Here is a 12,524-nt window from a genome sequence, read left to right as displayed (position 1 = left end):
GTCAGAAAAGTGCTTGCTGTTCCCCCCGGTCGAGCCGGAGTGTTGTTAATCGTTTTCCAGCACACCGTCTTCGTCGTAATGGACCGCGGTCACGAACTTCGGCTTGAAGACCACGCACCACGACGGCACGATCAGCACGGCGGCGATCGCATTGACGATGAGCATGAAAGAAAGGAGGACGGCGGCATCCGACTGGAAACGCAGGTCGGACATGAAGATCCACATCACGACGCCGGCGATCAGGGTGGCGGCCGTGAAACTGACCGCCGAACCGGTGGTGGCGACCGCCTCGATGACCGCCTGCTTGATGTCGCGCAGCTTGGCGAATTCCTCGCGGATGCGGTCCATGAAATACACCGCATAGTCGATGCCGACCCCGACCCCGACGGCGATGACCGGCACCGTGTTCACGTTGATGCCGATGTTGAGCGCCCCCATGTAGGCATAGGTCATCAGCGTCGAGAACAGCATCGGCAGGATCATCAGCCAGCCGGCGTGCACCGAGCTGTAATAGACCATGACGATGACGAAGGCCAGGATCATGACCGCCGGGATGATGATCATGTGATCGGTATGCAGCGCCTGGTTGCCTGCCGCCGTGACGCCGATGATGCCGCCGCCCAGCTCGATGTGCAGGCCCGGCACGTCCTTCTCGATTTGCCTGATGCCCTCCTCGGCCAGCGCGACGACGCGGTTGATGGTGTCGGCCTGATGATCCTTGTAATAGAACACCATGTCGGCCTCGTCCTCGTCGGGCGTGACGAACTCCTTCAAGGCGCCGGGAATCGGGCTGGAGGCCATGTAGGCGAACATCAGGCCGCCGATTTCATCGGCCGTATCGGGCAATTGCATCCAGCGCGGATCGTCGTTGTGGGTCAGCTTGTTGACCACGCGAACGACGCCGGGCATGGCTTTGGTGCCGCCCAGTTGCGGGTCGGACAGCATGTGCGCCTGGAAACGTTCGATGGCAGCCATGACTTCCGGACGCTTGATACCGCCCTTCTCGTCGGTGCGGGCGACGACGTGCAGTTCCTCGGAGCCAGGGAAGCGCGTGTTGATCGCCTTGGTCGAGATGTTGTAGTCGTGGTCGCGGTGCAGCAGCGGCGAACCCGGCTCGGATTCGCCGAGCTGGACCTTGCCGACTAGGTAGCTGCCGCCGATGGCGCCGATCAAGGTCAGGATCAGGATGGAGCGGGCGCCGCCCTCGGTGCCGCCGGTCAGCGACATGGTCTTGCCGAGGAAGTTGCGCATCCACTCGTTGCCGTTTTCGTGCTTCTTGGGCGCTGGCAACACGGTCAGGGCCAGCGGCACCATGAAGTGCACCGTGAAGATGACCGAGAAACCCCAGAAACCAGCCGCGATACCCAGCTTGTGGTTGAACGGTGCGGCACCGAGCACCAGCACGGCGATCCCCACCGCATCGACGATGATGGCCAGCGATCCCGGACGGAACAGGGCATCCAGGGCATTGCGGGCCGCCTTCTTGCCGTCATGGACGATGGCCAGTTCCTCGTAGTAGCGGACGACCAGCTGCACGCCGTGCGACGTGGCACGGGCGGCAATCAGGAAGGGGATCGGCAGTGACAGCGGCTCGAGGTTGATGCCCATCGCCGCCATGAAGCCGAGACCCCAGATCGACGACAGCGCGATACCGAGCAGCGGCAGGGCAATGCCGTAGAAACGACGGAAATAGACGATGAGCAGCGTCGCCAGCAGGGCCAGGGTATAGGCCATGATCTCGACGATCTGGTTCAGGTAGGTATAGACCCAGCCGGTGAGGACCGGATTACCGGTGACGTAGATCTGGTGCCCCGGCTTGGCCAGCGCCTTGCGCACTTCCTGCAGCGCCGCAAAGGTGGTCGGGTAATCGATGTCACCCTCGTTGAGCTGGGCCTTGATCAGCGCCGCCTTCATGTCCGGCGAGACGAGCAGGCCGTAGATGGTCGGGTTGGCGATGACATCCTTCTTCAACTGCTCCAGTTCGGCGACGGTGCGGGTCGGCTTGAGCGGGTCGTAGTAGGACTCGGAAGCGAAGCCGCCCTGGTCGTCGAGGAAGACCTTGCGCGCCGTGCGGTGGGTCAGGCTGGAAACCAGGTTGTGGTTGACGCCCGGCAGGTTGTCCACGCCCTGCGTCGCCTCGTGGATCAGCTTGAGGGTTTCATCGTTGAAGATGGTGCCCTGCTCGACCTCGATGGACATCACCAGCATGTTGGCGCCGCCGAAATTCTCCTTCAGGCGGTTGTAGACCTTGATATAGCCGTGGTTCTGCGGCAGCAGGTCGGAAAAATCGGTGAATACCCGCAGCTTGGGCAGCGCCATGCCGAACAGCAGCGTCACGGCGAGGACCAGCGACAGCACGATCTTCGGATTGCGGAAAATCCACTCCTCCCCCTGATGCAGGCGGTGGGTAATGGAATGACGGAGTTTGCTAACCATGTTCTTGTCTGCTCCCGGGTTTATTTGTTGTTCGCCGTGCCGACGGTGCGCAGCAGGCCGCCGGGGCCGCCGATGACGATGGCCGCCTGGCCGGGCAGGGAAGCGCCGCCGCCGAGGAACATCGGCAGCGGATCGGGATAAGGCACGTTGCGCCAGCTGTCGCCTTCGAGACGCGCGACGATGCCGCCGCTGCCGACGCCGTAGGGCACGCCGTCGTGCATGAACAGGCGGTTCAGCGCAGCCTGCGTGGCATTGACCTGTTTCTGCCAGGTCTGGCCGCCATCGCGGGTATGCAGCATCTGGCCGGCGATACCGCTCACCCAGCCTTCGCGGGCGTCGCGGAACAGTGCGGCGTAGGGATAAAAGTCGCCGGGAATCTTCGGCTCCTTCTTCCAGGTCGCGCCGCCGTCATCAGACCGCACGGTCAGGCCGAACTCGCCCAGCGCCACCGCCTGCTTGTCGTTGACGAACTGGATGGTGGTGATCTGGGTATCCTCGCCCAGATCGGTCACCTGCCAGCTCTTGCCCTGATCGGTACTGCCGGCGATCACCGCATTGGTGCCGGCCACCCACCAGCCGCCCTGCGGGCTGCAAGCCACGGCCAGCGGCGTGCGCGGCTGCTCGAGCTTGACCGAGTGCCAGACCTTGCCTTCGGCATCGGCCGACCACAGCTTGTGGTAATGGTCGATGGCGACGAAGGTCTTGTCGGCGCAGACGGCAATATCGATCAACGATGTCCGGCCCAGTGCCTGCCGCCTCCAGGTGGCCCCCTTGTCGGCGGAAACCAGCACGACACCGCTTTGCGTGCCGACCACGATCACCTTGTCGTTGGCCGCAATCGCCTGGCTGATGTCATAGCGCTTCACCGAACGCTCGCGTTCCGAGGCAATGCCCGACATATCCGGCGCCTGCGTGCAGGCCGACAGCCAAAGACCCATCATCGCCAGACCCAGCGGCAATGGTCGTACGGCAGAAATCCGCCTCATAAAACCTCCTCCTGACCGGGCGGCCGTGCTTTCGGCACACCCTTGATTTGCTCCGTTTTCTGCTTATTCCGGGATTTGCATTCGATCCCGTTAATTACAGAAAATCTCGATATTTTTTATTGGCTCAATAATGGCCTGCATCGGCCAATACCGCCCCTGCCATTCAGTCGTTTTCCCGATACCCGTCCGCTATCGGCCCGGTATCGCCCGGCGGGTCGAGGCTCGTCCCCGGCCCGCTACGGTCAGCCTAGCGCCCGAGCTCCTTGGCGGTCTTGCCGCCGATACCCCACTGGACCTTGGGCACGTCCTGTATCCACACCCGGGTGTTTTCCAGCGGCGCCCCCAATGCTTCGGACATCGCGGCACTGACCTTCTCGATGAGCAGTTTCTTCTGCTCGTCGCTACGGCCTTCGATCAGGTAGATTTGTGCAAAGGGCATGGCGATCTCCTCAGGCGAATTTGATGCTGACGCTTCCCAGGGACTGGATGCGCAGATTGACGTGGTCTCCCGCCTCCACGGCGACGGCTTCGGTCACCCCGCCGGAGAGAATCATGGTGCCGGCCGGAATCTCTTCGCCACGGGCGCCGAGATGATTGGCCAGCATGGCGATGGCCGCCGCCGGGTGACCGAGCACGGCCGCACCGGCGCCGATAGCGACGGCCTGCCCGTTCTTCTCCATGACTACGCCCAGCGTGCGCAGGTCGAGTCCGGCCACCGGCACCGCCATGCCGCCCAGCGCATAGCGCGACGACGAGCAGTTGTCGGCGATCACGCTTTTCAGGTCGAACTTGAAATCGCGGTAGCGCGAGTCGATGACCTCGATGCCGGGCATCACGAAATCAGTCGCGGCGAGCACGGCACCGACATGGCAACCCGGTCCCCGGAGCGGCCGGTTGAGCACGAAGGCGATTTCCGGCTCGACCTTGGGGTGGATCAGTTCCGCGATCTTCACCTCGCCGCCATCCGGCACGGTGAAATAGTCGACCAGGAAGCCGAAGCACGGCGTCTCGACACCCATCTGCTTCATCTTGGCCCGCGAGGTCAGGCCGCACTTCAGCCCGACGACGCGGTTGCCGCGCGCCAGCTTGCGACGCAGGATTTCGTTCTGGATGGCGTAGGCGTCGTCCCAGTCCATGTCGGGATGGGCATCGGTGATCTTGACGACATCGTGGGCCTACAGCTCGGCGTTTTCGAGCAGTTCAGCCAGCTCGGCGATGGTTTTCTGATTCAGTTTCATGCCGCCTCTCCGAGCAGTAAGCAGGGGCCCCGGAACGGGGATGCGCACGCCCGCGAGTGGGAGGCCATCGCATGCGTTGCCAATTTGGAAGTAGCTTTCAAAACACTCATGGTGGATTTCCTCGTGCGGTTCATGCGAGCAGCCCCCGTTCGCGCGCCATGGTGATGGCGGTATCCTCGATCATGTCCTCCTGGCCGCCGACCATGCCGCGACGCCCCAGTTCGACCAGGATGTCGCGGGCCGGCACGCCGTACTTGGCACTGGCGCGCTTGGCGAAGAGCAGGAAGGAGCCATAGACCCCGGCATAGCCGAGGGTCAGCGCATCGCGGTCGATGCGGATCGGGAAGTCCATGATCGGCACGACGAGGTCTTCGGCCACATCGGTGATCTTCGCCACATCAACACCGGTCTCGATGCCCATCAGGCTGCACACGGCAATGAAGACTTCCATCGGCGTATTGCCCGCCCCGGCGCCCAGGCCTGCAGCCGCCGCGTCGATCCGGTTGGCGCCGACTTCGATGGCGGCGATGGAGTTGGCGACGCCCATGGCCAGGTTGTGGTGGCCGTGGAAGCCGAGTTCGGTTTCCGGCTTCAGGGCTTCACGCACCGCGCTCAGGCGGGACTTGACGGTCTCCGGCAGCAGGTGACCGGCGGAATCGGTGACGTAGATGCAGTTGGCGCCGTAGGATTCCATCAGCTTCGCCTGCTTGACCAACCCTTCCGGACTGTTCATGTGGGCCATCATCAGGAAGCCGACCGTGTCCATGTCCAGTTTGCGGGCCATGGTGATGTGCTGCTCGGAGACGTCGGCCTCGGTGCAGTGGGTGGCGACACGGATGGTGTTGACCCCGAGTTCGCGCGCCATCTTCAGGTGATCGACGGTGCCGATGCCGGGCAACAACAGGGCCGAGACCTTGGCCTGCTTCATTTTCGGGATCACTGCACCCAAGTATTCCTCATCGGTGTGGGCAGGGAAACCGTAATTGACCGATGACCCACCCAGGCCATCGCCGTGAGTGACTTCGATCAGGGGAATACCGGCTTCGTCGAGGCCGGTGGCGATGCTGACCATCTGATCCAGCGTCATCAGGTGACGCTTGGGGTGCATGCCGTCACGCAGGGTCATGTCGTGGACGGTGATTTTCTTGCCTTTGAGAGTCATTTGTTTTTCTCCTGTTCCTTAGGCCTTCACCGGCTCAAGGGTGAGCGTGCCCTTGATCATTTCTTCGGCGAACATTTCGGCGGTGCGGGCACCGGCGGCGGTCATGATGTCGAGGTTGCCGGCGTAGGTCGGCAGGAAATCGCCCAGTCCCTGGACTTCCATGAAGACGGAAACGCGGTTGCCATCGAAGACGGGACCATTGACCAGGCGGTAGCCCGGGACGTACTTCTGGACTTCCTTGATCATGGCGTGGATGGATTCGGTGATCTTTTCCTGGTCCGGGGTGCTCTCGGTCAGGCAGTGCACGGTGTCGCGCATGATCAGCGGCGGTTCGGCCGGGTTGATGATGATGATGGCCTTGCCTTTCTTGGCGCCGCCGACCTTCTCGACGGCCCCGGCCGTGGTACGGGTAAATTCGTCGATATTCTTGCGGGTGCCCGGACCGGCCGACTTGGACGACACCGTGGCGACGATTTCACCGTAGGCAACCGGCTGGACGCGGGAAACCGCGGCAACCATGGGGATCGTGGCCTGGCCGCCGCAGGTGACCATGTTGACGTTCATTTCGCGCTTGCCGACATGCTCCTTGAGGTTGACCGGCGGCACGCAGTAGGGGCCGATGGCGGCCGGCGTCAGGTCGATCATCAGGACACCCAGCGCGTTGAGCTTGCGGGTGTTCTCGGCATGGACGTAGGCCGAGGTGGCGTCGAAGGCGATCTGGACATTGTCGGCGAGTACGTGGGGCAGCAAGCCGTCGACACCGTCGGCGGTGACCTTGAGGCCCATGTCGGCGGCGCGCTTGAGACCTTCGGATTCGGGGTCGATACCGACCATCCACACCGGTTCGAGGAAGGGGCTGCGCTTGAGCTTGTAGAGCAGGTCGGTGCCGATGTTGCCGGGGCCGATCAGTGCGCATTTGATTTTCTGGGTCATGGAATTTTCCTTGAGGGGATATTCAACAAATGGTGGAAACGATGCCGCCCTCGACGCGCAGCGCGGCGCCGGTCGTCGCGGCAGCGCGGGCGCTGCAGACGTAGGCGACCAACGCGGCGACTTCGGCCGGATCGATCATGCGTTTGATAATTGAGGTCGGCCGGGCTTCGGCGAAGAAGCGATGCTCCATTTCATCGAGGCCGATGCCGGAGTCGGCAGCCAGCTTGCCGAAGAACTCGGCGACGCCTTCCGAACGGGTTGGACCGGGCAGCACGGCATTGACCGTGACGCCGGTGCCGGCACAACTCTGGGCGAGGCCGCGCGACACGGCCAGCTGGGCCGACTTGGTCATGCCGTAGTGCACCATCTCGCCCGGCGTGTTGATGCCGGACTCGCTGGAAATGAACACGACGCGCCCCCAGTTGGCGGCCTGCATGGTCGGCAGGTAGTGGCGCGCCAGACGGACGCCGCTCATCACGTTGATGTCGAAGAAGCGCAGCCATTCGTCGTCGGCGATGGCTGCGAACGGCTTCGGGTCGAAGATGCCGAGGTTGTTGATCAGGATGTCGGCCTGCGGACAGGCGTCGAACAACACCTGGCAACCGGCGGCACTCGACAGATCGGCGGCCACGCCGCGGACCCGGACATCGCCGGGCAACGAACGCAAGCGGGCCACCGCCGCATCGACACCGGCCTGGCTGCGTCCGTTGATCACCACGCTGGCACCTTCGCGGGCCAGTTCGCTGGCGATGGCGAAGCCGATGCCGGCGGTGGAACCGCTGACGACTGCCGTCTTGCCGGAAATCCGGAGATCCATATAGGGCGATCCGCTCAGACGAAGCGTACCGAGCAGCCGCCGATACCGCCGATGCTGACCCGCAGGTTGTCGCCCCTGCCCACCGGAACCATCGCCCCCATCGCACCGGACAGCACGATATCGCCGGCCTTCAGGGCGATGCCCAGCTGGCCGAGCGTATTGGCCAGCCAGACCATGGCATTGACCGGGTGGCCCATCGTCGCGGCACCGGCGCCGGTGACGACGATTTCGCCGTTCTTCTCGAGCACCATGCCGCACAGGGCGAGGTCGACCTTGCTGATGTCGACCAGTTGGTCGCCGAGCACGAAAACACCGCAGGAAGCGTTGTCGGCGACGGTGTCCTGGATCTTGATCTTCCAGTCGGTAATACGCGAGTCGACGATCTCGAAACAGGCCATGACGCCTTCGGTGGCGGCCAGCACATCGGCGGCCGTCACGCCCGGACCCTGCAGGTCCTTCTTGAGCAGGAAGGCGATTTCGCCCTCGGCTTTCGGCTGGATGAGCGTCGACATATCAATCGACTCGCCCTCGTTGTACACCATGCCGTCGAGCAGGTAGCCGAAGTCCGGCTGATGCACGCCGAGCATGTTCATGACTGCCTTGCTGGTGACGCCGATCTTCTTGCCGATGATCTTTTCGCCTTTTTCCAGGCGACGCGCAATCATCTGCTGCTGGATGTGATAGGCATCCTCGATGGTGATGTCGAAACCGCGCGAGGTCAGCGGGCTCACCGTCTTGCCGCCAGCCAGCGCCTCGTACAGTTCGTCGCCCAGTTGGAGAATTTGTGCTTTGTCCATCGTGATCTTTCCTCTGTTGAATCGGCCGCCGGGCGGCCAATGTCCGGATCGCCTTACAGCTTGATGCAGACGTTCTTGAGCTCGGTGTAGAACTCCAGCGAATGCACGCCGCCCTCGCGACCGATACCCGACTGCTTGGCACCGCCGAACGGGGTACGCAGGTCGCGCAGGAACCAGCTGTTCACCCAGACCAGGCCGACTTCGATCTTCCCGGCCACGCGATGGGCGCGATTGACGTCCTGCGTGAAAATCGACGCGGCCAGGCCGTAGGTGGTGTCGTTGGCGCGCTTGATCACTTCGTCTTCGCTGTCGAAGGGCATGACCGTCGTGCAGGGTCCGAAGATTTCCTCGCGCACCACGGCGGCGTTGTCGTCCAGACCGGTCCAGATGGTCGGCTGCACCCAGGCGCCGTTGGCCAGTTCCCCCGGCATCTCGGGAATACCGCCACCGGTAACGACCGTGGCGCCCTCGTCGACCGCCTTCTTGTAGTACGACAGCACCTTGTCGCGGTGCTCCTGGCTGACCAGCGGCCCCATGTTGGTGCTCGGGTCGCTCGGCACACCCAGCTTGAGCTTTTCGGCACCGGCCTTCAGCGCAGCGACGAAGGTCTCGAAGAAGGGACGTTCGACATAGACGCGCTCGGTACCCAGGCAGACCTGGCCGCAGTTGGCGAAACAGGAACGCAGCGTGGCTTCGATGGCGACATCGAGGTTGGCGTCGGCGAAGACGATGGCCGGGTTCTTGCCCCCCATTTCCAGCGAGACCGGACGGGCACCCTCGGCGGCGGCCTTCATGATGGCGGCGCCGGTGCGGGTTTCGCCGGTGAAGGTGATGGCGTTGACGTCCTGGTTGGTGGTCAGGAATTCGCCGGCCGAATTCGGGCCGAAGCCATGCACCACGTTATAGACGCCCTTCGGCACGCCACAGGCGTTCATGACCTCGCCAAGCAGCGTGGCGGTAGACGGGGTTTCTTCCGACGGCTTGACGACGACCGTATTGCCACAGGCCAGTGCCGGGCCGACCTTCCAGGTCATCAGCAGCAGCGGCAGGTTCCACGGGCAGACCACGCCGACCACGCCGACCGGGCGGCGCATGGCGTAGTTGATGGCGCCCTTGCCATCCGGGGTGGCCATTTCGAAGAATTCGGTCGGCGCATTCTTGATCACGTCGGCGAAAATCTTGAAGTTGGCGGCACCGCGCGGAATGTCGATATGCGAGGCGAGGCTCTTCGGCTTGCCGGTGTCGGCGCATTCGGCTTCGAGGAACTCGTCGAAGCGACGGTTGATCTCGTCGGCCACCTTGTTCAGGATGTCGGTGCGCTCGACCACGGTCATCTTGCCCCACGGGCCTTCCAGCGCCTCGTGCGCGGCCTTGACCGCGGCATCGACCTCGGCCTTGCCGGCTTCGTGCACCATGCCGATCACGCTGTTGTCGAGCGGCGTGCGCTTCTCGAACTGCTTGCCGGTGGCGACAAATTTGCCATTGATGAAATTCAGGATTTGTTTCATTGCCCTTGTTATCCTTGTTGGGTTTGCTGTTCTGCCGGAATCAGGCCAGCCCGATGGCGGCCAGCCCCGCACGCGCACATTCCTCGTCTTCGGATTCGGAGGCACCGGAGACGCCGATGCCGCCGATCCATTCGCCGCCCTCACCGGGAACCGGCAGGCCGCCGCCAAACACGATCAGCCGCGGCTGGTTGGAGAAGCCGAACTTCATCCCGTCGTCGTGCCCGATGGCGCTCATCCAGGCCTTGGTCGGAAAGCCGAAGCTGGCCGACGTGTAGGCCTTGTTGATGGCGATGTCGATGGAGTGGATGAAGGCCCCCGGCTGGCGCAGGAAGGCCATCAGATTGCCGCCACGGTCGACGACCGCGACATTGATCTTCCAGCCCTTCGCTGCCGCGAAGGCAACTGCCGCCGCACAGGCGGTGGAAGCTGCCTCGGCCGTGATTCCCGGCGTGCTGACGGCGATTTGCATCAGGTCACCACCGTCAGGAAGCGATCGTTCAGCTTGCGGTCGTGATAGAACACGGCGGCGCCGACTTCATCCATCGTCCACTTGGTCGGCTTCTGGTCGGGATAGGCATAGTTGCCGCCGCAGAAGGTTTCAAAGCGATTGCCGTTCGGGTCGAAAGCGTAGATCGTCGTGCCGCGGGTGACGCCGTGACGGGTCGGACCGATGTCGATGGACACGCGGTTCATCGACATGATGTCGGCGGCGCGCAGCACCTGCTCCCAGGTTTCGAGCAGGAAGGAAACGTGGTGCAGCTTGCCCGGCTCCGGATGGCGAACGAAGGCGATGTCGTGAGCCTTGGTCGAGCACGACAGCCAGATGGCCAGGTCCTGGTTGTCATCGAGGGCGATGTGCTCGACGAGGTAGAAGCCGAGCACGTCCTGCAGGATGGCCTGGGCCTTCTCGATGTCCGGACCGTAGAGCAGGCAGTGGTCGAGGCGGATCGGGGCGATGCCCTTCTCGGCGCTGGCGCACCAGGCTTCCGGATTGAGTTCGCCCATCTCGTTGCCGATGGCGGTCTTGTGGGCATACAGCTCGATGTCGTGGCCGGTCGGCAGCGTGAAGCGCACGCGCTCGCCGGTTTCCAGCAGTTCGCCGGCCGGGATGCGCTTGGTGGCGACGCCGTAGGCGTTCAGATCCTTCTCCAGCTTGGCCAGCGTGGCATCGCTGTCCACCTTGAAGGCGAAGAAATCGATACCGGCGGTATCGGCCTGGCGCAGGATCACGCTGCTGTGATCGCGCTCTTCCCAGGTCTTGAAATAAACGCGGCCCTGTGCATCGCGACCGGTTTCGATCAGGCCCAGCACCTTCGAATAGAAATCAACGCTTTCTTCGATGTCGAGAACCCGCATTTGAGCGTGTCCGGGACGCAGTACGCCAGTCATTGCCATTTGTCTTCTCCTGTTTTTTGAGTGGGGTGATCGCATAAAAATCCATGCAATCGATTTAACGTAACGATATTTACAAGCAATCTCGATGTCAATACATTTTCTCGAGATTTTTAAATTCACCCGAAAATTTCGTTTATCGGGTTAGAATTTTGGAACCGCGGCCTACCGACAATTCAAACATCATGAACATCAGCCCACCTGCCGAAATCCTCGCCACCGAGCCGAAAACCCTGGTCGAATCGGCCTACCGCGCCTTGCGGCGCGACATCATCGAAGGCCGCCTGGCACCAGGCGAGAAGCTCCGCGTCGAGCACCTCAAGGACAACTACGGCGTCGGCGCCGGCACCCTGCGCGAGGCGCTCTCCCTGCTCATCTCCGATGCCCTCGTCGTCAGCCAGGGGCAGCGAGGCTTTCGTGTCGCCCCGGTGTCGCTCGAGGATTTCGAGGACATCACCCAGACCCGCGTCATGCTCGAATGCGACGCCCTGCGCCAGTCCATCGCCATGGGCGACGATGCCTGGGAGGCCAATCTGCTCGCCGCCTTCCACCGTCTGGCCAAGGCCGAGGAAAAACGCATCGGCAGCGAAGACCGGGAAGAGTGGGAGGAACGCAACCGCATCTTCCACGAGGTGCTGATTGCCGCCTGCCCGTCGCGCTGGTTGAAGCATTTCCTGTCCATCCTCTATCAGCAGGCCGAACGCTATCGGCGCATGTCGCTTTACCTGCAGCCCATTCCGCGCGACATCCACAACGAGCACGAAGCCCTGCTCCATGCCGCCATGAACCGCGACGCCGACAAGGCCGCCGATATCCTGTCCGAACACATCCGCCTGACCTTCCGTTCCGTCCAGGCGATTCCGGCCGACCAGCTGAACGAGAGGCGACAGGCCTGAGTCGCCATTCCCGCCCGCTCCGCCCTACACCGCCGCCGGCAAGGCCGGCCGGGTGCTGCAGACGTTCTTCGCCATCTTGCCCAGCACCTTCAGCGTGATGTCGCTGGTCGGCCGTACCCGGCAGGCCAGAACCCGGCCCGCTGCCTCGTCCTCGACGCTGACGTAGTCGCGGCTCATCACCCGCTTGAAATAGGTACCGGCGGTGATCTCCACCTTGCACACGCCGCATCCGCCGCCCCGGCACCCCACCGGGATGCCCTTCTTGCCCAGCCGCTCCATGCCGGCCAGCAACGACTCCTGCGGTGAACAGCGATAGGTTTCGCCGGTTTCCTCGATCAACACGTTGAAATAGATCATGG

13 protein-coding genes and 1 pseudogene are annotated in these 12,524 nt (G+C 63.1%); 2 read left to right on the top strand and 12 right to left on the bottom strand.

All coding sequences use genetic code 11. The features are described from left to right. Positions 1-45: 45 nt before the first annotated feature. The 4 genes and pseudogenes from F1002_RS03505 to dmpH all read right to left on the bottom strand — a co-directional run bounded on the left by F1002_RS03505 (position 46) and on the right by dmpH (position 4,660). Complete coding sequence (locus F1002_RS03505; RefSeq protein ID WP_150427629.1) at positions 46-2,436, bottom strand: RND family transporter; 2,391 nt, start codon at positions 2,434-2,436, stop codon at positions 46-48. Between the two features lie 20 nt (positions 2,437-2,456). Beyond that, a complete protein-coding gene (locus F1002_RS03500; RefSeq protein ID WP_150427628.1) occupies positions 2,457-3,422 on the bottom strand; it encodes a YCF48-related protein in 966 nt (321 codons plus the stop codon). A gap of 247 nt (positions 3,423-3,669) precedes the next feature. Then, the gene (locus F1002_RS03495) at positions 3,670-3,861 is read right to left on the bottom strand and encodes a 2-hydroxymuconate tautomerase (RefSeq protein WP_150427627.1); all 192 of its coding nucleotides are present in this window, start codon (positions 3,859-3,861) and stop codon (positions 3,670-3,672) included. A gap of 10 nt (positions 3,862-3,871) precedes the next feature. Next, positions 3,872-4,660 (bottom strand): annotated as a pseudogene (gene dmpH / locus F1002_RS03490) (2-oxo-3-hexenedioate decarboxylase). On the opposite strand from dmpH, the gene F1002_RS20920 reads away from it, so the two are divergent. After that, positions 4,565-4,825: a hypothetical protein gene (locus F1002_RS20920; RefSeq protein ID WP_191090313.1), complete on the top strand. Its 261-nt coding sequence runs from the start codon at positions 4,565-4,567 to the stop codon at positions 4,823-4,825. The pseudogene dmpH and the gene F1002_RS20920 sit on opposite strands and share 96 nt — an antisense overlap. Here F1002_RS20920 and dmpG read toward each other — a convergent pair. The 7 genes from dmpG to F1002_RS03455 are packed head-to-tail and all read right to left on the bottom strand — an operon-like array spanning position 4,791 to position 11,272. Beyond that, entirely contained in the window at positions 4,791-5,822 is a 1,032-nt protein-coding gene (dmpG, locus tag F1002_RS03485; protein WP_150427626.1) for a 4-hydroxy-2-oxovalerate aldolase, read from the bottom strand. The two genes, F1002_RS20920 and dmpG, sit on opposite strands and share 35 nt — an antisense overlap. An 18-nt stretch (positions 5,823-5,840) precedes the next feature. Beyond that, a complete protein-coding gene (locus tag F1002_RS03480; protein ID WP_150427625.1) occupies positions 5,841-6,755 on the bottom strand; it encodes an acetaldehyde dehydrogenase (acetylating) in 915 nt (304 codons plus the stop codon). A gap of 22 nt (positions 6,756-6,777) precedes the next feature. After that, entirely contained in the window at positions 6,778-7,572 is a 795-nt protein-coding gene (locus F1002_RS03475; protein WP_150427624.1) for an SDR family NAD(P)-dependent oxidoreductase, read from the bottom strand. Between the two features lie 14 nt (positions 7,573-7,586). Further along, positions 7,587-8,369 carry a 2-oxopent-4-enoate hydratase gene (gene dmpE / locus F1002_RS03470; protein WP_150427623.1) on the bottom strand — a complete coding sequence of 261 codons (783 nt, stop codon included), beginning with the start codon at positions 8,367-8,369 and terminating at the stop codon, positions 7,587-7,589. A gap of 53 nt (positions 8,370-8,422) precedes the next feature. Beyond that, positions 8,423-9,877 (bottom strand): 2-hydroxymuconic semialdehyde dehydrogenase, encoded by a 1,455-nt coding sequence (locus F1002_RS03465; protein ID WP_150427622.1) that lies wholly within the window; start codon positions 9,875-9,877, stop codon positions 8,423-8,425. Between the two features lie 40 nt (positions 9,878-9,917). Beyond that, complete coding sequence (locus F1002_RS03460) at positions 9,918-10,346, bottom strand: heme-binding protein (protein WP_150427621.1); 429 nt, start codon at positions 10,344-10,346, stop codon at positions 9,918-9,920. Further along, on the bottom strand, positions 10,346-11,272 hold the full coding sequence (locus F1002_RS03455) for a catechol 2,3-dioxygenase (protein WP_150427620.1): 927 nt from the start codon (positions 11,270-11,272) through the stop codon (positions 10,346-10,348). Before F1002_RS03455 ends, F1002_RS03460 begins: the two co-directional genes overlap by 1 nt. 182 nt (positions 11,273-11,454) lie before the next feature. On the opposite strand from F1002_RS03455, the gene F1002_RS03450 reads away from it, so the two are divergent. Next, the gene (locus tag F1002_RS03450; RefSeq protein WP_150427619.1) at positions 11,455-12,165 is read left to right on the top strand and encodes a GntR family transcriptional regulator; all 711 of its coding nucleotides are present in this window, start codon (positions 11,455-11,457) and stop codon (positions 12,163-12,165) included. Positions 12,166-12,189: 24 nt separating this feature from the next. On the opposite strand, the gene F1002_RS03445 is transcribed toward F1002_RS03450, so the two are convergent. Beyond that, complete coding sequence (locus F1002_RS03445; protein ID WP_150427618.1) at positions 12,190-12,522, bottom strand: 2Fe-2S iron-sulfur cluster binding domain-containing protein; 333 nt, start codon at positions 12,520-12,522, stop codon at positions 12,190-12,192. Positions 12,523-12,524 lie beyond the last annotated feature (2 nt).

The organism is Dechloromonas sp. CZR5 (assembly GCF_008711155.1).
Taxonomy (GTDB): Bacteria; Pseudomonadota; Gammaproteobacteria; order Burkholderiales; family Rhodocyclaceae; genus Azonexus.
Note: the sequence above shows the minus strand (reverse complement) of the source record. Positions and strands in the feature narration are given on the sequence as shown.

Bases quoted from the DNA above. Each gene is read 5' to 3' on its own strand.
- F1002_RS03475 (WP_150427624.1), bottom strand. From the start codon at position 7,572: ATGGATCTCCGGATTTCCGGCAAGACGGCAGTCGTCAGCGGTTCCACC.
- dmpG (WP_150427626.1), bottom strand. From the start codon at position 5,822: ATGACTCTCAAAGGCAAGAAAATCACCGTCCACGACATGACCCTGCGT.
- F1002_RS03480 (WP_150427625.1), bottom strand. From the start codon at position 6,755: ATGACCCAGAAAATCAAATGCGCACTGATCGGCCCCGGCAACATCGGC.
- F1002_RS03455 (WP_150427620.1), bottom strand. From the start codon at position 11,272: ATGGCAATGACTGGCGTACTGCGTCCCGGACACGCTCAAATGCGGGTT.
- F1002_RS03465 (WP_150427622.1), bottom strand. From the start codon at position 9,877: ATGAAACAAATCCTGAATTTCATCAATGGCAAATTTGTCGCCACCGGC.
- F1002_RS03495 (WP_150427627.1), bottom strand. From the start codon at position 3,861: ATGCCCTTTGCACAAATCTACCTGATCGAAGGCCGTAGCGACGAGCAG.
- F1002_RS20920 (WP_191090313.1), top strand. From the start codon at position 4,565: ATGGGCATCGGTGATCTTGACGACATCGTGGGCCTACAGCTCGGCGTT.
- dmpE (WP_150427623.1), bottom strand. From the start codon at position 8,369: ATGGACAAAGCACAAATTCTCCAACTGGGCGACGAACTGTACGAGGCG.
- F1002_RS03445 (WP_150427618.1), bottom strand. From the start codon at position 12,522: ATGATCTATTTCAACGTGTTGATCGAGGAAACCGGCGAAACCTATCGC.
- F1002_RS03450 (WP_150427619.1), top strand. From the start codon at position 11,455: ATGAACATCAGCCCACCTGCCGAAATCCTCGCCACCGAGCCGAAAACC.
- F1002_RS03500 (WP_150427628.1), bottom strand. From the start codon at position 3,422: ATGAGGCGGATTTCTGCCGTACGACCATTGCCGCTGGGTCTGGCGATG.
- F1002_RS03460 (WP_150427621.1), bottom strand. From the start codon at position 10,346: ATGCAAATCGCCGTCAGCACGCCGGGAATCACGGCCGAGGCAGCTTCC.
- F1002_RS03505 (WP_150427629.1), bottom strand. From the start codon at position 2,436: ATGGTTAGCAAACTCCGTCATTCCATTACCCACCGCCTGCATCAGGGG.